Genomic DNA, 20,819 nt, shown 5'->3' with positions numbered 1-20,819 from the left:
AAACTAGGAGGATTCGCCATGAGTAAAATTATCGGTATTGACTTAGGTACAACAAACTCTTGTGTAGCTGTTATGGAAGGTGGAGAACCAAAGGTTATCCCAAATCCAGAAGGAAACCGTACAACACCTTCTGTTGTAGCTTTCAAAAATGAAGAACGTCAAGTTGGGGAAGTTGCAAAGCGCCAAGCAATTACAAACCCAAATACAATCATGTCTGTTAAACGTCATATGGGTACAGACTACAAAGTAGAAGTTGAAGGTAAAGAGTATACACCTCAAGAAATTTCTGCAATCATTTTACAAAACTTAAAAGCTTCTGCTGAAGCATACTTAGGTGAAACAGTAACGAAAGCTGTTATTACAGTACCTGCATACTTCAACGATGCAGAGCGTCAAGCAACGAAAGATGCTGGTCGTATCGCTGGTTTAGAAGTTGAGCGTATCATTAACGAGCCAACAGCAGCAGCACTTGCTTACGGTTTAGAAAAACAAGACGAAGAACAAAAAATCTTAGTATATGACTTAGGTGGCGGTACATTTGACGTATCTATCCTTGAGTTAGCAGACGGTACATTCGAAGTTATTTCAACTGCTGGTGACAACCGTCTTGGTGGCGATGACTTTGACCAAGTTATCATCGATCACTTAGTAGCTGAGTTCAAAAAAGAAAATAACATTGATTTAAGCCAAGATAAAATGGCGCTTCAACGCTTGAAAGATGCAGCTGAAAAAGCGAAAAAAGATCTTTCTGGTGTAACACAAACTCAAATTTCATTACCATTCATTAGTGCTGGAGCTGCTGGTCCATTACACTTAGAATTAACGTTAACAAGAGCGAAATTCGAAGAGCTTTCAGCAGGTCTTGTTGAAAGAACATTAGAGCCAACTCGTCGTGCATTAAAAGACGCTGGTTTTGCTCCAAGCGAATTAGATAAAGTTATTCTTGTTGGTGGATCTACTCGTATCCCAGCTGTACAAGAAGCTATTAAACGTGAAACTGGTAAAGAGCCATATAAAGGTGTAAACCCTGATGAAGTTGTAGCATTAGGTGCTGCAGTTCAAGGTGGCGTACTTACTGGTGATGTAGAAGGCGTTCTATTATTAGACGTAACTCCACTTTCTTTAGGTATTGAAACTATGGGTGGCGTGTTCACGAAATTAATCGAGCGTAACACTACAATTCCAACAAGTAAGTCACAAGTATTCTCGACAGCTGCTGATAATCAACCAGCAGTAGACATTCACGTATTACAAGGTGAGCGTCCAATGTCGGCTGACAACAAAACGTTAGGTCGTTTCCAATTAACTGACCTTCCACCAGCACCACGTGGTATTCCACAAATCGAAGTAACATTCGATATTGATGCGAACGGTATCGTTAACGTACGTGCGAAAGACTTAGGAACAAGCAAAGAGCAAGCTATTACAATCCAATCTTCTTCAGGTCTTTCTGATGAAGAAGTAGAACGTATGGTACAAGAAGCGGAAGCAAATGCTGACGCTGACCAAAAACGTAAGGAAGAAGTTGAACTTCGTAACGAAGCTGACCAACTTGTATTCCAAACAGACAAAGTTGTAAAAGATTTAGAAGGTAAAGTAGATGCAGCTGAAGTTGCAAAAGCAACAGAAGCGAAAGAAGCATTACAAGCTGCAATTGAGAAAAACGAGCTTGAAGAAATTCGTGCGAAAAAAGATGCTTTACAAGAAATCGTACAACAATTAACTGTTAAATTATACGAGCAAGCTCAAGCAGCTGCTGGTCAAGCAGAAGGTGCGCAAGGTGCACAAGACGCTGGCGCAAAGAAAGACAATGTAGTTGACGCTGAGTTTGAAGAAGTAAAAGAAGACAAGTAATTCAACTGTAAACATAATAAGTAAGATGACAAAAAGTCAAAGTCAAGCGTGCCTTGACTTTGGCTTTTTTCACGAATGAGAAGCGATGTGTGAGGATCTTAAGTTTTTCGCTTTGCATACTGTAAGTGAGGAAACTTTGTTGCAAAGCACTTTCTTTCGGTGTTAAAATTACGTTTATGTGAAAGATTCGGGGGTTGTAAATTTATGAGTAAACGAGACTATTATGAGGTCCTTGGACTTAGCAAGGGCGCTTCAACAGATGAAATTAAAAAAGCGTATCGTCGTTTGGCTAAAAAATACCATCCAGACGTAAGCAAAGAAGAAAATGCAATTGAAAAGTTTAAAGAAGTACAAGAAGCATACGAAGTGTTAAGTGATGATCAAAAGCGTGCACAGTACGATCAATTTGGTCATGCTGGTGCAAATCAAGGATTCGGTGGATTTGGCGGCGGAGGAGACTTCGGCGGTGGCTTCGGTTTTGAAGATATATTTAGTTCTTTCTTCGGCGGTGGCGGTGGCAGACGTCGTGATCCAAATGCTCCGCGCCAAGGTGCTGACTTACAATATCAAGTCACTTTAGATTTTGAAGAAGCTATTTTTGGTAAGGAATTAAATGTGGAAATTCCAGTAGAAGATCCATGTGATACTTGTAAAGGTAGTGGAGCAAAACCAGGAACTTCAAAAGAAACATGTAAACATTGTTCAGGCTCTGGTCAAGTGAGTGTAGAACAAAACACGCCGTTTGGTCGTATCGTAAACCGTCAAGCTTGTGGTCATTGTTCAGGAACTGGACAAATTATTAAAGAAAAATGTACGACATGTCACGGTTCAGGTAAAGTTCGTAAACGTAAAAAAATCAATGTTAAAATTCCAGCGGGTATCGATAATGGTCAACAAATTCGTGTGTCTGGAAAAGGTGAAGCCGGCGTAAATGGCGGACCAGCAGGAGACTTATATGTTGTCGTTCATGTAAGAAATCATGAATTCTTCGAGCGTGAAGGAGATCACATTATTTGCGAAATGCCATTAACATTTGCGCAAATGGCGCTTGGTGATGAAGTGGAAGTTCCTACTGTTCATGGTAAAGTGAAGCTGAAAATTCCAGCAGGAACACAAACTGGAACAGAATTCCGCTTAAAAGGAAAAGGTGCTCCGAACGTACGTGGATACGGCCAAGGAGATCAATATGTAGTCGTTCGTGTTGTTGTACCGACGAAATTGACTTCGCAGCAAAAAGATTTATTACGTGAATTTGCAGGACAAGAAGAGCAGGATGATAGTTTATTCGGAAAGCTTAAACGTGCTTTCAAAGGGGAATAATGGAAATAAAAAATGGAGTTGGTAAATTGTGAAATGGTCAGAAATTAGTATTCATACAACAGAAGAAGCAGTAGAAGCTGTCTCTCATATTTTACATGAAGCTGGTGCTAGCGGAGTTGCGATTGAGGATCCAGCGGAGTTAACGAAAGAGCGCGAGCAACAATATGGTGAAATTTATGCATTGAACCCAGATGAATATCCGGCGGAAGGTGTATTAATAAAAGCGTATTTCCCGCAAACGGATTCTTTACATGAAACGATTGCAGGTGTAAAATCATCTATTGATGTGCTTCCATCTTACGACATCGAAATTGGTACTGGAAATATTACCGTTAACGAAGTCAATGAAGAAGATTGGGCTACTGCTTGGAAAAAATATTACCATCCAGTACAAATTTCTGATACATTCACAATCGTACCGACTTGGGAAGAATATACACCATCTTCTCCTGATGAAAAAATCATTGAATTAGATCCGGGTATGGCGTTTGGTACAGGAACTCATCCAACAACAACGATGTGTATCCGTGCTTTAGAAAAAACAGTACAGCCAGGTGACACTATTATTGATGTAGGAACAGGTTCTGGTGTACTTAGTATTGCGGCTGCAAAATTAGGTGCGTCTTCTGTTCAAGCATATGATTTAGATCCGGTTGCGGTTGAAAGTGCAGAAATGAATGTACGTTTAAATAAAACAGATGATATCGTGTCTGTTGGACAAAATAGTCTTTTAGAAGGTATTGAAGGTCCTGTTGATTTAATCGTAGCTAACTTATTAGCAGAGATTATTCTATTATTCCCTGAAGATGCAGCAAGAGTTGTGAAGTCAGGTGGATTATTTATTACATCGGGCATTATTGCTGCGAAGGAAAAAGTAATTTCTGAGGCGTTAGAACAAGCTGGATTTACAATTGAAGAAGTGTTACGAATGGAAGATTGGGTAGCAATTATTGCACGAAATGCGTAATATAGATTTTAGTCTATAATGAAAAGGGGAGTCTCTCACTATAAGGTGAGAGACTTGCCGTTTGTTATATGAAAAATGATAACGTTTCGTTCTTTTCGTAAGTGTTGACTTACGAAAGGAACGAAACTCTACTAAGGTGATTATATGCAACGTTATTTTGTAGAAGAGAAATATGTAAATGAGACAAGTATTCGGATTGTAGGTGATGACGTACATCATATCGCAAGAGTGATGCGTATGTCAGCTGGTGATCATATTTATTGCTGTGTAAACGGAAAAACAGCAGTATGTTCAATTGATGAAATTACCAGTGAATTTATTAATACGGCTATTGTAGAATGGGTAGAGGCGTCAAGTGAACTTCCTGTTTTCGTGACGATTGCAAGTGGACTGCCAAAAGGAGACAAGCTAGAGTTAATTTTTCAAAAAGGAACTGAGCTTGGGGCAGCTGCATTCTTACCATTTCAAGCATCTCGCTCTATCGTAAAATGGGATGCGAAAAAAGCTGATAAAAAAGTTGAGCGTTTAAGAAAAATTGTGAAAGAAGCTGCGGAACAATCACATAGAAGTGAAATTCCAGAAGTACATGCTCCGGCATCATTTAAGCAATTGCTTTCAATGAGTGGTGAGTATGATGTTTGTCTTGTTGCTTACGAAGAGGAAGCAAAACAAGGTGAGAAATCTAATTTTGCGAAAGCTTTAACGACAATGAAACCAGGTCAAAAGCTATTGATTGTATTTGGCCCAGAAGGCGGTTTAGCTGAGGAAGAGATTACAGCGCTTCGTGAACATAAATTTGTACCATGTAGTTTAGGACCAAGAATTTTAAGAACAGAAACGGCGCCGTTATACGCGTTAAGTGCTGCTTCGTATCATTTTGAATTGATGGGGTGATGATCAATGTCAACTGTTGCGTTCCATACGTTAGGTTGTAAAGTAAACCACTATGAAACAGAAGCCATTTGGCAATTGTTTAAACAAGGTGGTTATGAAAGAACAGAATATGAAAAGAAAGCTGATGTATATGTTATTAACACATGTACAGTAACGAATACTGGGGACAAAAAAAGCCGTCAAGTAATCAGACGTGCTGTGCGTCAAAATCCAGATGCAGTTATTTGCGTAACGGGATGTTATGCACAAACATCTCCAGCTGAAATTATGGCGATTCCGGGTGTAGATATTGTAGTTGGTACACAGGATCGTGAAAAGATGTTAGGTTACATCGAAGAATTCCGTAAAGAGCGTCAACCAATTAATGCTGTCCGTAATATTATGAAAACACGTGTGTACGAAGAACTTGATGTACCTTATTTCACGGATCGTACACGTGCGTCTTTAAAAATACAAGAGGGTTGCAATAACTTCTGTACATTCTGTATCATTCCTTGGGCGCGTGGTTTAATGCGTTCTCGTGATGGAAAAGAAGTTATTAAACAAGCACAACAATTAGTGGATGCAGGCTATAAAGAAATCGTATTAACGGGTATTCATACAGGTGGATACGGCGAAGACATAAAAGATTATAACTTAGCTGGATTACTTCGTGATATGGAAGCGGAAGTAGACGGATTAAAACGTCTTCGTATTTCTTCTATTGAAGCGAGTCAAATTTCAGATGAAGTAATTGAAGTGTTAGATAAATCTGAAGTAGTTGTACGCCACTTGCATATTCCGTTGCAATCTGGTTCTAATACTGTATTAAAACGTATGCGTCGTAAATATACGATGGAGTTCTTCCAAGAGCGTTTAGATCGTTTGAAAGAAGCGTTACCAGGCCTTGCGATTACATCTGACGTAATCGTTGGTTTCCCAGGTGAAACAGAAGAAGAATTCATGGAAACATACAATTTCATTAAAGAGAACCGCTTCTCTGAGTTACATGTGTTCCCTTACTCAAAACGTACAGGAACACCTGCAGCACGCATGGAAGATCAAGTTCCTGAAGATGTGAAGAACGATCGTGTTCATCGTTTAATTGAGCTATCTAATCAATTAGCGAAAGAGTACGCATCAGCGTTTGAAGGTGAAGTGCTTGAAATCATTCCGGAAGAGCAATTTAAAGAGGGCGACCGTGAAGGGTTATATGTAGGGTATACAGATAACTACTTAAAAATTGTATTTGAAGGATCAGAAGAATTAATTGGTAAGCTAGTGAAAGTGAAAATTACGAAAGCTGGTTATCCATATAACGAAGCGCAATTTGTTCGTGTTCTTGAAGATGATGTAAAAAAAGAATCAGCTAGCGCATAAAAAGAGCGTGCAACCGGAAACGGTTTGCATGCTTTCTTTATTTGAAGCGCTTAAGTACTATAAGGTGGGGAGGCGTTTCATGCATCCCTGTATGAAAAAAGATGAAATGATAAAAATATAGTTGTCTTCATCAGTAAAGGATACTAGCTATTTGCATAACTTTTGAAAAGGAAATGCTTCTATTCTTCTTTTATTCTGCCAAATAGTTGACCTGAAGTGATAAAATGTATTATAATCGTAAAAGACATGCTGAAGAAGTGTTTCTTTTTGCATGCTGAAGTTAGTATGTAAGTGTGATGTTTCGGAGGGAGGGAAAGAGAATGTCAAAAACAGTCGTTCGTAAAAACGAGTCTTTGGAGGATGCACTTCGCCGTTTTAAAAGATCGGTTTCTAAAACTGGTACACTTGCTGAAGCAAGAAAGCGCGAGTTTTATGAAAAACCAAGTGTAAAACGTAAGAAGAAATCTGAAGCGGCAAGAAAGCGTAAATTCTAAGAGAGGGTGTAAGTTATGAGTCTTCTCGGTCGTTTAAACGATGATATGAAACAAGCGATGAAGAATAAACAAAAAGAAAAATTAACCGTTATTCGTATGGTTAAGGCTGCTTTACAAAATGAAGGTATTAAACTGCAACATACTCTTACTGAAGAAGAGGAAATAACAGTTTTAGCTCGTGAAGTAAAACAGTATAAGGACTCCCTCCTTGAATTTAAAAAAGCTGGTCGTGAAGACCTTGTTAATAAACTGCAAAGTGAAATTCAGATTTTAAGCGCATATTTGCCAGAGCAATTAACTGAAGAAGAACTAGTTGATGTAATCAAGCAAGTTATTTCTGAAGTTGGTGCGACTTCTAAAGCAGATATGGGTAAGGTGATGACTGCTGTTATGCCGAAAGTAAAAGGTAAAACAGACGGATCACTTGTGAATAAGCTGGTTATCCAGCTATTAGCGTAAAAAAACGTCTCATTTCGTATGAGACGTTTTTTTATTGTTCTTATTAAGGAAACGCTATATTGCTTAAAAAGGGTTTCTGTAAGTGATAGAAACCCCTCTAGTTAAAGTTTCAATTTATTATTTCCTTGTATAATTCCGATTCTACACCTGTTCTTACTTCCTTGACTAAAACTTCTTTCGCAAATAAAAGCTAAGTACCGAACCTTCTGAAACTCAGATTGAAGTTTTATAGCTTGCTCTTCAGCATAATCCTCAAAGGTAATGAAAGAGATTCTAACTATTTTAGATTTTGCATCAGTTGCATAAAATGGCCGGATATTACTGTCGGTAACTTGTTTTATAACATTCAAAATTTCTTGACCAAAGCCAATTTCCTTTCGTATTTCCTCATTTATTAATTCATTTTTTAATGAACCCTAATATTTTTTGAAATTCATATAACAACCATCTATAAAATATTCTTACTTAAAACGTAACATTCAGAGTGGAGAAATTTTCTTTTTTTGATTTTATCCCTCATTAACGGGCAGCTCGATTGGTGAGGGTTGATTAAAGTTTCACTTTATCTCATTTGTCCAATAAATGACAACTACTTATTCTATGGTCAGTATGTCACGTCCAGAACGAATTGTAACAGTTTTTTTCAAGTTTCCAACTTCTCGCTAGGCTTAATTTCTTAATGTAACTTGTACTGATATCCTGTAGGGGCGCATATTCTTGTATTAATACTTCTATTATTAAAGGTAACATCCTCTAATCCATCATTGTCCTGACAAATATGATTTCATATAGCGACTGTTTTAATTAACATGATATGAACTCTTACAGAATATAGTTATGTTAGTGAAGTCGTTATAACACGATAGGCGCTTGTGAAGAAATACATATATATGGGATGAGAGGGGGTCTTTCGAGATGAAGAAATTAGAACAAATGAAAAATTGGTTGACAAAACAAGTAGACCTACCAGTGGATGTATTAATGGATCTACCTCGGATTACTCTTGTTGGGCAAATACATATTTATATAGAAAATCATCGGGGGTTATTAGTGTTTTCAGATAAAGAAGTGCGATTGCTTTTAAAACACGGTCAATTATTAATTAAAGGACAATCCTTTGTTATTAAAACGATTCTTCCAGAAGAGCTTTTACTCGAAGGGATAATTGAGCAAGTAACATTTTTAGAAAATGAAAAAAAAGGTGATTGAAGTGAAACTTCCATTTGTGAAGTTTTTCTTCTTTATCCTGTAAAAGTTCCGTTGATAGAGACGGATTACAGTTTTACTCGGTTTCATTTTAGTACGAGCTATTTTAATGCTTCAAATAAAAAAGTAGTATATCTACTTTTAGAAAGGTAGTGAAGGTGGTAAATGAAAAATAAATGGTTTATAAAGTGGCTTGGATATGTAAAAGTGCGAATTGAAGGTAGAGGAGCGGAACGGTTTGTTAATGAATGTGTACGGAGGAATTTATTAGTTTGGGATGTTAAAAAGATAGCTGATGAAACGTTAGTTTTTTGTATATTGTTACGCGATGTGAAAAAAATAAAACCAATTTATAGAAAAAATGAATGTAAATTATATTTTATTGGACGTTATGGTTTTCCTTTTTGGAATAAGCGTTTAATTAAAAATAGTGGATTTTTAATTGGTTTTTTAATTTTCTTTTTTGGTGTGATTGCAATGTCAAATATGGTTTGGAAAATTGAAATTACAGGAGCAAAACCTGAAACAGAATATATATTGATGAAAGAATTGGATAAAATGGGTATTAAAAAAGGGAAACTACAATTTCAAATGCCGAATGTAGAAGATGTACAACGCCATTTGACAGATAATATTAATGCCATTACTTGGGCGGGACTAGAAGTAAGAGGAACGACGTATCATTTTAAAATTGTTGAAAAAAACGAACCGAAGAAAGAAAAGGAACAAAGGCCGCAAAATTTAGTAGCAAAAAAAGAAGCGATTATTACAAAGACGTTCGTAGAAGTTGGAAAGCCGGTTGTACTGAAAAATGATCATGTAGAAAAAGGGCAGATTCTCGTATCAGGAATATATGGTAATGAGGAAAGTCCGACGATTGTTTCAGCGAAAGGTATTGTGTATGGCGAAACGTGGTATACATCTAAGGTGGATGTCCCGTTAAAGACGCAATTCCAAGTGTATACTGGTAACGTATACAATGAACATTTTCTTAAATTTTGGGATACGAAAATAAAAATATGGGGATTTCAGCATGATAAGTATAAACGCTCTCGTACTGAAAGTGTAAAGCATGATGTGAAATTATTTGGTTTTACACTGCCGATTGCATATGAAAAAGATGTTGTGAGAGAAGAGGAAGAAGCGAATCGAGAATATACAGAAAAGCAAGCGCTGAAAGTAGCGAAAGAGATGGCCGAAAAAGAACTAAAGAAAAAATTGGATGAACATGCTATGATTGTAAGTGATAAGATTTTGAGTAAAGAGGTTGAGGCGGGTCAACTAAAGGTCACATTGCATTATACTGTGGTTGAAAATATTGCAGAGCCACAACCAATATCCGAATCCGATATTCAAGGAGACTGAGTAATGGCAGAACAATTAGTAGAAATGAACCAACAATTGGAAAATACTAACGAAGCAATCGCTCTTTTTGGAGTCAATGATGCACATTTAAAAGTAATTGAACGAGAACTGAATGTATCGATCGTAACTAGAGGAGAAACTGTTCATGTATCTGGGGCAGTTGAAACGGTGACACTCGTAGAAAAAATCTTACAGCAATTACTTGTTGTAATTCGTAAAAGTATATCAATTTCAGAGAGAGATGTTGCGTATGCAATTCAGCTTGCACAACAAGGGAAAATTGCTCAATTTGAAGAGTTATATGAAGAAGAAATTTTCAAGACTGCAAAAGGTAAATCCATTCGTGTAAAAACAATGGGGCAAAGACGATATATTCATGCGATGAAGAAGAATGATATTGTCTTTGGGATAGGGCCTGCAGGAACTGGAAAAACATACTTAGCTGTAGTAATGGCTGTGAGGGCTTTAAAACAAGGGTATGTAAAGAAAATTATTTTAACAAGACCTGCTGTAGAAGCTGGAGAAAATTTAGGTTTTTTACCAGGGGATTTGAAAGAGAAGGTAGATCCATACTTACGCCCATTATATGATGCCTTACATGATATTCTTGGACAAGAATATACGCAGCGTATGATGGAGCGAGGAGTAATTGAAATCGCGCCGCTTGCTTATATGAGGGGGCGTACGCTTGATGATTCATTTGTTATTTTAGATGAGGCTCAAAATACAACGGGTGCTCAAATAAAAATGTTTTTAACAAGATTAGGTTTTAGTTCTAAAATGGTTATTACAGGGGACCCTTCACAAGTAGACTTGCCAAAAGGGGTAAAATCAGGGCTATCTATAGCTGCTAATATTTTATCTGGTGTATCAGGTCTGTCATTTATTACATTAGAACAAACGGACGTTGTGAGACATCCATTGGTGCAACGTATTATTGAGGCATATGATAAAATGGAATGATCCTATTTGTCAGGATCATTTCTTTTTGTATGATAAGGTTGGCGAACGTCATATTTTTTACTATCATGAAAGATAAGGAAAATAAACTATAGGTACTAGTGTATAAAATGTTGCCTCAAAGTATCGTTTGGTAGAAGAAATGAAAGCTATAAATAGTTTCACTTTATTTCTGGAGAGGAGAAGGTATTGAAATCATGTCAAGATCTCAAGAAATTTCTAAGTGGTTTCGTAATTTACAACATTCGAAAAAACTAAGTTGGATTTCTTACGTTGTATTAGGAGCAGTGCTGTTTTTTGCGCTTATGAATAATGTAAAACCAGAGCAATTAGATGTTAATATGTATTCTATTGCGAAAAAGACAATCCATTCTCCTATAAAAATTGAAGATAAAGTTACAACGGATAAAAAGAAAAAAGAAGCCGCTACAAAAGTTGAAGATCAATATACATATAAAAGTGAGTATAAACAAAACAAAGTTGATATTGTGAATGACGTCTTTGCTAAAGTGGATGAAGTGGTGCAAGAGATTAAAGCTGTTGGACCGGATGATCAAAAAAAGATGACTGATGCTGAGAAAGTGGAGAAGTTAAAAAAGAAACTACCCGCTGACTTAACGAAAGAATTATCTGATTCAAACTTACTAAGTTTGATTAATGCAGATTCGAGCCAATTAGTATTAGCGAAAGATGCTGCGGTCACAGCAATTAATAGTATCATGACTGAGCATATTAAAATGGACGAATTGAAAGATGCGAAAGAACGATATGTAAGTGAGATGAATAGTGTTAATGTTGATAATGGTTTAAAAGAGTCGATTAAGGCGCTAGGAAGATATGCAATTTCAGCGAACTATTTTTATGACCCGATCTTAACGAAAGAGAAGAGAAAAGCAGAGGAAGATTTAGTTCCACCTGTTTATATTCTTCAAGGACAAGTTCTTGTTAGAGAAGGTGAAACAATTTCAAGTGATGTGTATAATCAGTTGAAATTAGTTGGTTTGTTAGAAAAAGGGAACGGCTTTCAACCTTATGTTGGATTAGCGGTACTCATTGGTGTGTTACTATACTTTATGCATAAACAATTTGAATTATTTTTAAAGAGAAAAAGAGAAGATAGACCGTATGTTTTAGCGTATATTACAATTTTGTCTATCACAATTGTCTTAATGAAAATCATTAGTTTGTTTCAAAAACTTGAATACGCGGGGATTGCATATGTTGTCCCAGTTGCGATGGGAACAATACTTGTAAAACTAATGATTGGTGATCGATTTGTCTTTTTAACGAGTATGATTTTTTCTGTATGCGGAAGTATTATGTTTAATGAAGGAGTAACGAGTACATTAAATTATAGTGTAGGGATTTACGTATTGTTAAGTTCATTATCGGTTAGTATTTTCTTGCGAGAAAAAAATCGTCGTACAATGATTTTACAAGCTGGTATACTCGTTTCTGTATTAAATGTAGTCGTATTGGCGGCGCTCTTATTATTACGTAATGGGAATTTTTCGCCTCTTGAAATTGGTACGCAATTATTAATGGCTTCGCTTTCAGGGATTATATCATCCGTTTTGGCTATGGGGATTTTACCATATTTAGAAAGTGGACTTGGAATCGTATCAAGTATGAAGCTTATGGAACTATCAAGCCCAAATCATCCGCTTTTACGCAGAATTTTGTTAGAAGCGCCAGGGACATATCATCATAGTGTAATGGTAGCGAATCTTTCTGAGGCTGCTTGTGAAGCAGTCGGGGCAAATGGTGTATTAGCGCGTGTAGGGGCATATTATCATGATGTAGGAAAAACAGTACAACCGCAATTTTTTATTGAAAACCAAATGGGAATTGAAAATCCGCATGATAAATTAGATCCTGTAACGAGTAAAGATATTATAATTGCTCACGTAACGGATGGAGTAAGAATGCTCGAAGAATATCATATTCCACAAGAAATTATTGATATCGCTGGGCAACATCACGGTACAACGTTACTGAAATATTTTTATTATAAAGCTATTAAAGAAGATAAAGAAAAATATACAGAAGAGATGTTCCGTTATCCAGGTTCAAAAGCAACTTCGAAAGAATCGGCAATTGTTGGTATTGCTGATAGTGTAGAAGCTGCGGTACGTTCTATGAATCACCCAACGCCAGAACAAATTAATAATTTGGTGCAAAGTATTATTAAAGATCGACTACAAGACGGTCAATTTAGTGAATGTGATTTGACGTTTAAGGAACTACAAATCGTTGGAAAAACGTTGTGTGAAACGTTAAATGGTATTTTCCATTCGCGTATTACATATCCGGAACTTCCGGAAGAAAAGGAGAAAGAATGAGTTTGTTAATTGATTTTATTGATGAAACAGAAGAAGTAAAAGAAGCGTATATGAGTTTAATTCGTGAAGTGTTAGAAAAAGCAGCTCAAATGGAAAATATCGAGGATGGTGCGGAGGTATCGGTGACATTTGTAGATAATGAGCGCATTAGAGAAATTAATCGTGATTACCGAGATAAAGATCAACCTACAGATGTAATATCCTTTGCCATGGAAGAAATGGGAGAAGGAGAAATGGAGATTGTTGGTGCAGAGATGCCGCGCATGTTAGGTGATCTTATTATCTCTATTCCAAGGGCGAAAGAGCAAGCTGAAGAGTACGGACATTCTTTCGATCGTGAACTTGGATTTTTGGCGTTACATGGCTTTTTACATTTACTTGGTTATGATCACATGACAGAAGAAGATGAAAAAGAAATGTTCGGAAGACAAAAAGAAATTTTAGAAGCTTTTGGATTAGGACGATGAAAAAAGGAAAACTTATAGATAGTTTTGGATATGCTATAGCTGGTATATTCTTTTGTTTTCGTCATGAACGAAATATGAAAATCCATTATTTAGCCGCAGTCATTGTTATATGCTGCGGCTTTTATTTCCATATTACGAGAACAGAGTGGATGATATTACTTATTGTAATAGGTAGTGTAATGAGTTTAGAAATGGTAAATACGGCTGTGGAAAAAACAGTAGATTTAGCGACTGCCGATATTCATCCATTTGCAAAAATTGCAAAGGATGTTGCGGCAGGAGCGGTTTTATTGTTTGCAATTATAGCTGTTATAATTGGTGCTATTATCTTTTTACCGTATATGGTATAGTTGCATTCCGAAGCTTTTATTAAGCTTTGGAAGTGCCGTAAGGGCCTTTAATGAGAGAGTGTACCTCTTCATAGCTGTGAACAGGAAGGATGCGGGAATATGAATAGTAAACAATTAATTCTAGAAGCAATCGAAGCACGTAAACAAGCGTACGTACCATATTCTAAATTTCAAGTAGGTGCAGCATTATTAACGCGCGGTGGAAAAGTATATCGTGGATGTAATGTTGAGAATGCATCATATGGCTTATGTAATTGTGCTGAAAGAACAGCTTTATTTAAGGCGGTTTCTGAAGGAGATAAAGAATTTGTAGCCATTGCGGTTGTAGCAGATACAAAGCGCCCAGTACCTCCTTGTGGAGCATGTCGACAAGTTATGGTAGAATTATGTAAACAGGATACGAAAGTATACTTAACAAATTTACATGGTGACGTTCAGGAGACGACAGTCGGAGAATTGTTACCAGGAGCATTTTTAGCGGAGGATTTACATGAATAGAAAAGGTTATAAATCAGGTTTTGTCTCTATTATTGGCAGACCGAATGTTGGAAAATCTACATTTTTAAACCGTATTATCGGTCAAAAAATTGCTATTATGAGTGACAAGCCACAAACGACTCGTAATAAAATTCAAGGCGTATATACAGAAAATGATTCACAAGTAATTTTCATTGATACACCAGGAATACATAAACCTAAACATAAACTAGGCGACTTCATGGTGAAGATGGCGCAAACGACATTAAAAGAAGTTGATATCGTTCTGTTTATGGTTAATGCTGTCGAAGGCTTTGGTCGTGGTGAAGAATTCATCATCGAGAAGTTAAAAGAAACGAAACAACCAGTATTTTTAGTTATTAATAAAATTGACCAACTTCATCCAGAGCAATTACTAGAGTTAATTGATCAATATCGTAAACTACATGAGTTTGCAGAAATTGTACCAATTTCTGCGTTAGACGGTAATAATGTGGACGCTTTAATTGGAACAATTAAAAAGTATTTACCAGAAGGACCACAATACTATCCAGATAATCAAGTAACGGATCATCCGGAGAGATTTATTATTGCAGAGCTTATTCGTGAGAAAGTACTACATTTAACACGTGAAGAAGTGCCGCATTCTGTGGCTGTTGTTATCGATGCGATTCAAAAGCGTGAGGGCGGGGCAGTTTATATAAATGCAACGATTGTTGTTGAACGTGCATCACAAAAAGGGATCATCATCGGAAAACAAGGGAAAATGTTAAAAGAAGTTGGTAAGCGAGCTCGTTTTGATATTGAAGCGCTACTTGGTTCTAAAGTATTTTTAGAAGTATGGGTAAAAGTGCAAAAAGATTGGCGTAATAAAATGTCTCAGCTTCGTGACCTAGGTTTCCGCGAGGATGAGTACTAAAATAGAGTCAAGCTGTAATCAGTGGATGGTTGGTTCATCCACTGATTATTGGTTTTTATGAACTTTGATAAATTAGGAAAAATTTTTCTCACATGAAAATGGACAAAATGGGTCAATTTAATAACAACAAAGGAAATTGGTTTATAGGCTACGCTTATTGAGAAAGGTGGATTCTTATGCTAGATTTTACCTGGAAGTTTTTCTCCAAAACAGGAAGCATTGAAACGTACTTGCTTTTGAAAGAAATGGAAAAAGACGTAAACGATGAGATGGATCAACATGAAGAGGAGCTAGCGCATCTAGACTCTCCAATTTCTTGACCCGTTTTGTTCAAACCTTGGATGGTGACGAACATGTTTCAAAAAGTTGAGGGCATCGTTATCCGTACGACAGATTACGGAGAAACGAACAAGATTGTTACAATATTCTCAAGAGAACTTGGTAAGGTAAGTGCAATGGCAAGAGGGGCAAAAAAACCGAAAAGCCGATTAGCATCTGTGTCGCAATTAATGACACATGGCCAGTTTCTTATTCAAATGGGATCTGGGCTTGGAACATTGCAACAAGGCGAGATTATTTCAACTATGAAAGAAATTCGCGAGGATATATTTTTAACTGCTTATGCATCATTTATTGTTGAATTAACTGATAAAGCAACAGAAGATAAAAAACATAATCCGTATTTATTTGAAATGTTATATCAAACGTTGCATTATATGTGTGAGGGTGTTGATCCAGAAGTATTATCATTAATTTATCAAACGAAAATGCTTCCGGTATTAGGGATGCGCCCGTACTTTGATACATGTGCGATTTGTCATCAAGAAACAGACTTTGTCGCCTTCTCCGTTAGGGAAGGCGGTTTTCTGTGCTCACGTCATGCGGAGCAAGACCCGTATCGTATACCGGTAGGAGAAGCTGTTCATAAATTATTACGTCTTTTCTTCCATTTCGATTTACATAGGCTCGGAAATGTATCGGTAAAGGATAGCACAAAAAAACAAATGCGTTTAGTATTGAATACATATTATGATGAATATTGCGGAATTTATTTGAAATCAAGACGTTTTTTAGAACAACTTGATAAGTTTCAAATATAATTTTGGGCCGTATACGGTCCTTTTTACATACTTTCTTTTTCGAATAGCATATTTAGTATATAATATTTAAGAGATAGTATAACTTTTTTCGTTGTGCATTAAAGGTGGTGATTATCATAGAGCTGAATAAACGGCAAGAACATATAATTCAGATTGTAAAAGATCACGGTCCTATTACAGGGGAATCAATTGCAGCGCAATTGGGTCTAACACGTGCGACGCTAAGACCAGACTTAGCAATTTTAACGATGGCTGGTTATTTAGAAGCACGTCCACGCGTAGGTTATTTTTATACGGGTAAAACTGGGGGGCAGTTATTATCTGAAGCTGTTAAGAAAATTAAAGTACAAGATTATCAATCTAGACCGGTTGTAATTGATAAAAATGTTTCCGTATACGATGCAATTTGTACGATGTTTTTAGAGGACGTTGGTACATTGTTCGTTGTAGATCAGATGACTCTATTAGTTGGTGTTGTGTCTCGTAAAGATTTATTAAGAGCGAGCTTAGGAAAGCAGGATTTAACCTCTCTTCCGGTTAATATTATCATGACAAGGATGCCAAACATTGCGATGTGTCGTAGAGAGGATTCTTTATATGATATTGCGATGGAATTAATAGAAAGACAGATTGATGCAATGCCAGTTGTAAAAGATACGAAACAAGGTTTAGAAGTGATTGGGCGAATTACAAAAACAAATATTACACGTGCGTTTGTAAATTTAGTAAATAACGAATAAGTGTAATTTGTTTAAAGTGAGGTAATGTAATGGATAATAAAATCGTATATGTCGTATCTGACTCTGTAGGGGAAACGGCTGATTTGGTTGTTCGAGCAGCAATGGGGCAATTCCCGTTTGCTCCTGATATTAGACGTGTACCGTATGTAGAAGATACAGGGACATTAAAAGAAGTGATTTCGATTGCTAAGAGTAATCAAGCACTTATATGTTTTACGTTAGTTAAGCCTGATATGCGCAAATATTTAGTAACAGAGGCTGCAAAAGAAGGGGTAGAGGCATACGATATTATCGGCCCTCTTATTGATCAAATTGAAGAAATTACGGGGCAAGTGCCGAGATGTGAGCCAGGCGTTGTCCGTAGGTTAGATGAAGAATACTTTAAAAAGATTGAAGCGATTGAGTTTGCTGTGAAGTATGATGACGGCAGAGATGCACGAGGTATTTTAAAAGCGGATATCGTGTTGATTGGTGTTTCGCGTACATCAAAAACACCACTTTCCCAATATTTAGCTCATAACAAACGCTTGAAAGTTGCGAATGTACCACTCGTGCCAGAAGTTGACCCACCTGAAGAACTATATCAAGTGGCAAAAGAAAAATGTTTCGGTTTGAAAATTACGCCAGATAAGTTAAATCATATTCGAAAAGAACGATTAAAATCACTTGGATTAAGTGATGGAGCAACATATGCAAATATTAATCGTATTCAAGAAGAAATTGATCACTTTGAGGAAGTAATTAGTAAAATAAATTGTCAAGTAATCGATGTATCGAATAAAGCAATTGAAGAAACAGCAAATATTATTGTGAATGCAGTGCAAAACCAAAAAATGTTTTAGCACATTTACCAAAGGTGAATGTGCTTTTTTCGCTCGTGTGAAATATGATACCTATGGATTTTGTAATAGATTGTAGTGTAATGGTTATACTTATACTCCTTTGTCTTTTAGTATATTCAAGGTGTGAGTTTGTCATCCTGAAATGTAAGATGAAAAAATAAAGGGATATGTAGCGTAGTTGAAGAAAATATATTATAATAAAAAATTGTGATAAAAACCTATATTTTACGTTTAGACTTTAATTTTTCAGAATAAACTAGGGATAGGATTTACGAAAAAGACATGTAATTACGTTAAATCGACAAAATCTATACAAGAAAACGCACATTATGGAAGGATTCACAGAAGGGATGTAGAATACAGAAATATGCAAAGCATCGACAACATATTAGTTGGTGTAGATGTATATCCCGTGAAGGCTGAAATTGTGCAAGTTGGAGCGGAATTTCATGTCGGAATTTTGTTTGTCGCATCATATGCTCATCCTTTAAGGAAATAGCAAAGCCATTGGATCTTTGTAGATACTGAACAAAATGGAGTTGATCGTTATATGGATCAACATGAAAAAGTTACAAATCTCAAGATCAAACAGTATATGTGGCTTGCTACTCTTCTTATAAAAAGGTGTATATGTATTGTTTCTAAGAGATACATTTGTAACAGATGAGCAAATGTATACAATTTTATATAGCAAGTATGTATATGCGATTTATGCAGATAAAGGACCTATAGGAAAGGTTTAAAATCGTTTATACAATGTAATCGGCAACACTTTCTAACAAGTTTAGAAAAATATTGTCGAATTATAAAGGAATTTTTTAATTTATATCGAATACAAAATACGACACGGAGATGGAGTTATGGGGAACAGAATTCCCGAAGAAGTTGTTGAACAGATTCGGACATCATCCGATATTGTAGAAGTCATTGGTGAATACGTTCAACTTAGAAAACAGGGGCGTAACTATTTCGGCCTTTGTCCATTTCATGGTGAGAATTCTCCTTCATTCTCTGTTTCATCTGATAAGCAAATTTTTCATTGCTTCGGATGTGGAGAAGGTGGAAATGTATTTTCCTTTCTAATGAAAATGGAAGGACTGGCTTTTACCGAGGCTGTTCAAAAGCTAGGCGAAAGAAATGGAATTGCGGTTGCAGAGTATACATCAGGGCAAGGACAACAAGAAGACATATCTGATGACACTGTCATCATGCAACAAGCTCATGAATTATTGAAAAAGTATTATCATCATTTATTAGTAAATACGGAAGAGGGAAATGAAGCACTTTCATATTTATTAAACCGTGGTATTACGAAAGAGATGATTGAGAAGTTTGAAATTGGTTATGCATCACCTGCCTGGGATGCAGCGACGAAAATTTTACAAAAAAGAGGTTTATCGCTGTCTAGTATGGAACAAGCTGGCCTTCTAATAAGAAGTGAGAAGGATGGTAGTCATTATGATCGCTTCCGTGGAAGAGTTATGTTCCCGATTTATACGTTACAAGGTAAGGTGATAGCGTTTAGTGGAAGGGCGTTAGGAGATGACACTCCGAAATATTTAAATAGCCCTGAAACACCGATTTTTCACAAAAGTAAATTGTTGTATAACTTCCACCAAGCAAGACCGTTTATTAGAAAACGTGGGCAAGTGGTTCTTTTTGAAGGATATGCCGATGTACTAGCTGCGGTAAAAAGTGGTGTGGAAGAAGCTGTTGCGACAATGGGAACAGCTTTAACTGAAGAACAAGCAAAACTTCTGCGACGTAACGTTGAAACTGTTGTTCTTTGCTATGATGGTGATAAAGCAGGGCGAGAAGCGACGATGAAAGCAGGGCAATTATTGCTAAAAGTTGGTTGCCAAGTGAAAGTCACATCCTTGCCAGATAAGCTTGATCCTGATGAATATGTGCAACAATATGGGACTACTGCTTTTGAAAATCTTGTGAAATCAAGTGTGAGTTTTGTTGGTTTTAAAATAAATTATTTGCGTTTAGGGAAAAATTTGCAAGATGAGTCTGGCAAAGAAGAATATGTGAAAAGTGTTTTAAAAGAGTTATCGTTGTTACAAGATGCGATGCAGGCAGAGTCATATTTGAAGTCATTATCGCAAGAATTTTCGTATTCAATGGAAACACTTTTGAATCAATTGCACCAATATCGCAAAGAACAAAAGGTACAGCAAAAACAAATAAAGCAGGTTGCTAAACCGTCTCAAGTCGTTCAAACAAAACCGAAGTTAACAGGTTTTGAAAGAGCGGAAAGAGAAATTATTTACCATATGTTGCAAAGTGCAGAAGTAGCTGTTCGTATGGAATCCCATATAGAAGATTTTCATACAGAAGAACATAAAGGGATTTTATATGAACTATACGCATATTATGAAAAGGGAAATGAACCTTCAGTCGGAACATTTTTAAGTTGGCTCTCTGATGAAAAGTTGAAAAATATTATCACTGATATTTCGACGGATGAATTTATTAATCCAGAATACACAGAAGAAGTGTTGCAAGGCCATTTGGAGACGCTTAGACGGCATCAGGAAAAACTTGAAAAGATGGAGATCATCTTTAAAGTGAAACAAATGGAAAAAACAGATCCTGTAGAGGCTGCTAAATATTATGTAGCATATTTACAAAATCAAAAAGCGAGAAAATAGCTTTTTTGATAAAGTTTTAGTATAATGAATGTTTGTATCTCGCGTAA

The 20,819-nt window shown here is 36.4% G+C and carries 20 protein-coding genes; all 20 read left to right on the top strand.

The features are described 5' to 3' along the window. Positions 1–18: 18 nt before the first annotated feature. Entirely contained in the window at positions 19–1,854 is a 1,836-nt protein-coding gene (gene dnaK, locus MKY21_RS21720; protein ID WP_000034706.1) for a chaperone protein DnaK, read from the top strand. A 204-nt stretch (positions 1,855–2,058) separates the two neighbouring features. Further along, the gene (gene dnaJ / locus MKY21_RS21715; protein WP_000043947.1) at positions 2,059–3,174 is read left to right on the top strand and encodes a chaperone protein DnaJ; all 1,116 of its coding nucleotides are present in this window, start codon (positions 2,059–2,061) and stop codon (positions 3,172–3,174) included. A 28-nt stretch (positions 3,175–3,202) separates the two neighbouring features. After that, the gene (gene prmA, locus MKY21_RS21710) at positions 3,203–4,141 is read left to right on the top strand and encodes a 50S ribosomal protein L11 methyltransferase (protein ID WP_000872103.1); all 939 of its coding nucleotides are present in this window, start codon (positions 3,203–3,205) and stop codon (positions 4,139–4,141) included. Between the two features lie 144 nt (positions 4,142–4,285). Further along, positions 4,286–5,035 carry a 16S rRNA (uracil(1498)-N(3))-methyltransferase gene (locus MKY21_RS21705; RefSeq protein ID WP_001190159.1) on the top strand — a complete coding sequence of 250 codons (750 nt, stop codon included), beginning with the start codon at positions 4,286–4,288 and terminating at the stop codon, positions 5,033–5,035. Between the two features lie 6 nt (positions 5,036–5,041). Then, a complete protein-coding gene (gene mtaB / locus MKY21_RS21700; RefSeq protein ID WP_000108676.1) occupies positions 5,042–6,394 on the top strand; it encodes a tRNA (N(6)-L-threonylcarbamoyladenosine(37)-C(2))-methylthiotransferase MtaB in 1,353 nt (450 codons plus the stop codon). A 320-nt stretch (positions 6,395–6,714) separates the two neighbouring features. Then, on the top strand, positions 6,715–6,888 hold the full coding sequence (rpsU, locus tag MKY21_RS21695; RefSeq protein ID WP_000048061.1) for a 30S ribosomal protein S21: 174 nt from the start codon (positions 6,715–6,717) through the stop codon (positions 6,886–6,888). 15 nt (positions 6,889–6,903) lie between these two features. Continuing rightward, positions 6,904–7,347, top strand: coding sequence for a GatB/YqeY domain-containing protein (locus MKY21_RS21690; protein WP_000054562.1), 444 nt, complete (start codon positions 6,904–6,906; stop codon positions 7,345–7,347). A gap of 915 nt (positions 7,348–8,262) precedes the next feature. After that, positions 8,263–8,556 carry a sporulation protein YqfC gene (gene yqfC / locus MKY21_RS21685; RefSeq protein ID WP_000732269.1) on the top strand — a complete coding sequence of 98 codons (294 nt, stop codon included), beginning with the start codon at positions 8,263–8,265 and terminating at the stop codon, positions 8,554–8,556. 162 nt (positions 8,557–8,718) lie between these two features. Beyond that, a complete protein-coding gene (yqfD, locus tag MKY21_RS21680) occupies positions 8,719–9,918 on the top strand; it encodes a sporulation protein YqfD (RefSeq protein ID WP_044795888.1) in 1,200 nt (399 codons plus the stop codon). Between the two features lie 3 nt (positions 9,919–9,921). Next, entirely contained in the window at positions 9,922–10,881 is a 960-nt protein-coding gene (locus tag MKY21_RS21675; RefSeq protein WP_000840520.1) for a PhoH family protein, read from the top strand. 194 nt (positions 10,882–11,075) lie between these two features. After that, entirely contained in the window at positions 11,076–13,220 is a 2,145-nt protein-coding gene (locus tag MKY21_RS21670) for an HD family phosphohydrolase (protein ID WP_000091514.1), read from the top strand. Then, entirely contained in the window at positions 13,217–13,687 is a 471-nt protein-coding gene (gene ybeY / locus MKY21_RS21665) for an rRNA maturation RNase YbeY (RefSeq protein ID WP_000054679.1), read from the top strand. Before MKY21_RS21670 ends, ybeY begins: the two co-directional genes overlap by 4 nt. Then, complete coding sequence (locus MKY21_RS21660; RefSeq protein WP_000715469.1) at positions 13,684–14,037, top strand: diacylglycerol kinase family protein; 354 nt, start codon at positions 13,684–13,686, stop codon at positions 14,035–14,037. The genes ybeY and MKY21_RS21660 overlap by 4 nt, the downstream gene beginning before the upstream one ends. A gap of 99 nt (positions 14,038–14,136) precedes the next feature. Continuing rightward, positions 14,137–14,535 (top strand): cytidine deaminase, encoded by a 399-nt coding sequence (locus MKY21_RS21655; protein WP_001086286.1) that lies wholly within the window; start codon positions 14,137–14,139, stop codon positions 14,533–14,535. Beyond that, entirely contained in the window at positions 14,528–15,433 is a 906-nt protein-coding gene (gene era, locus MKY21_RS21650; protein ID WP_001080237.1) for a GTPase Era, read from the top strand. Before MKY21_RS21655 ends, era begins: the two co-directional genes overlap by 8 nt. 176 nt (positions 15,434–15,609) lie before the next feature. Beyond that, positions 15,610–15,753 carry a YqzL family protein gene (locus MKY21_RS21645; protein ID WP_000883924.1) on the top strand — a complete coding sequence of 48 codons (144 nt, stop codon included), beginning with the start codon at positions 15,610–15,612 and terminating at the stop codon, positions 15,751–15,753. Between the two features lie 33 nt (positions 15,754–15,786). Continuing rightward, positions 15,787–16,533: a DNA repair protein RecO gene (gene recO / locus MKY21_RS21640; protein WP_000487013.1), complete on the top strand. Its 747-nt coding sequence runs from the start codon at positions 15,787–15,789 to the stop codon at positions 16,531–16,533. A 107-nt stretch (positions 16,534–16,640) separates the two neighbouring features. Further along, on the top strand, positions 16,641–17,273 hold the full coding sequence (locus MKY21_RS21635) for a helix-turn-helix transcriptional regulator (protein WP_000583756.1): 633 nt from the start codon (positions 16,641–16,643) through the stop codon (positions 17,271–17,273). A gap of 29 nt (positions 17,274–17,302) precedes the next feature. Beyond that, positions 17,303–18,115 (top strand): pyruvate, water dikinase regulatory protein, encoded by an 813-nt coding sequence (locus tag MKY21_RS21630; RefSeq protein WP_000368935.1) that lies wholly within the window; start codon positions 17,303–17,305, stop codon positions 18,113–18,115. Between the two features lie 860 nt (positions 18,116–18,975). Then, positions 18,976–20,772 (top strand): DNA primase, encoded by a 1,797-nt coding sequence (dnaG, locus tag MKY21_RS21625; protein ID WP_000528221.1) that lies wholly within the window; start codon positions 18,976–18,978, stop codon positions 20,770–20,772. Positions 20,773–20,819: the final 47 nt, after the last annotated feature.

Origin of the sequence: Bacillus sp. FSL R9-9497 (assembly GCF_038005805.1) — a bacterium.
GTDB classification, from domain to species: Bacteria; Bacillota; Bacilli; order Bacillales; family Bacillaceae_G; genus Bacillus_A; species Bacillus_A cereus.
The sequence above is the reverse complement of the archived record's forward strand: the minus strand, read 5'-3'. Positions and strand labels throughout refer to the sequence as shown.

Coding starts and splice junctions, on each gene's coding strand:
- dnaK (WP_000034706.1), top strand. CDS start 19: ATGAGTAAAATTATCGGTATTGACTTAGGTACAACAAACTCTTGTGTA.
- dnaJ (WP_000043947.1), top strand. CDS start 2,059: ATGAGTAAACGAGACTATTATGAGGTCCTTGGACTTAGCAAGGGCGCT.
- MKY21_RS21705 (WP_001190159.1), top strand. CDS start 4,286: ATGCAACGTTATTTTGTAGAAGAGAAATATGTAAATGAGACAAGTATT.
- mtaB (WP_000108676.1), top strand. CDS start 5,042: ATGTCAACTGTTGCGTTCCATACGTTAGGTTGTAAAGTAAACCACTAT.
- rpsU (WP_000048061.1), top strand. CDS start 6,715: ATGTCAAAAACAGTCGTTCGTAAAAACGAGTCTTTGGAGGATGCACTT.
- MKY21_RS21690 (WP_000054562.1), top strand. CDS start 6,904: ATGAGTCTTCTCGGTCGTTTAAACGATGATATGAAACAAGCGATGAAG.
- yqfC (WP_000732269.1), top strand. CDS start 8,263: ATGAAGAAATTAGAACAAATGAAAAATTGGTTGACAAAACAAGTAGAC.
- yqfD (WP_044795888.1), top strand. CDS start 8,719: ATGAAAAATAAATGGTTTATAAAGTGGCTTGGATATGTAAAAGTGCGA.
- MKY21_RS21675 (WP_000840520.1), top strand. CDS start 9,922: ATGGCAGAACAATTAGTAGAAATGAACCAACAATTGGAAAATACTAAC.
- MKY21_RS21670 (WP_000091514.1), top strand. CDS start 11,076: ATGTCAAGATCTCAAGAAATTTCTAAGTGGTTTCGTAATTTACAACAT.
- ybeY (WP_000054679.1), top strand. CDS start 13,217: ATGAGTTTGTTAATTGATTTTATTGATGAAACAGAAGAAGTAAAAGAA.
- MKY21_RS21660 (WP_000715469.1), top strand. CDS start 13,684: ATGAAAAAAGGAAAACTTATAGATAGTTTTGGATATGCTATAGCTGGT.
- MKY21_RS21655 (WP_001086286.1), top strand. CDS start 14,137: ATGAATAGTAAACAATTAATTCTAGAAGCAATCGAAGCACGTAAACAA.
- era (WP_001080237.1), top strand. CDS start 14,528: ATGAATAGAAAAGGTTATAAATCAGGTTTTGTCTCTATTATTGGCAGA.
- MKY21_RS21645 (WP_000883924.1), top strand. CDS start 15,610: ATGCTAGATTTTACCTGGAAGTTTTTCTCCAAAACAGGAAGCATTGAA.
- recO (WP_000487013.1), top strand. CDS start 15,787: ATGTTTCAAAAAGTTGAGGGCATCGTTATCCGTACGACAGATTACGGA.
- MKY21_RS21630 (WP_000368935.1), top strand. CDS start 17,303: ATGGATAATAAAATCGTATATGTCGTATCTGACTCTGTAGGGGAAACG.
- dnaG (WP_000528221.1), top strand. CDS start 18,976: ATGGGGAACAGAATTCCCGAAGAAGTTGTTGAACAGATTCGGACATCA.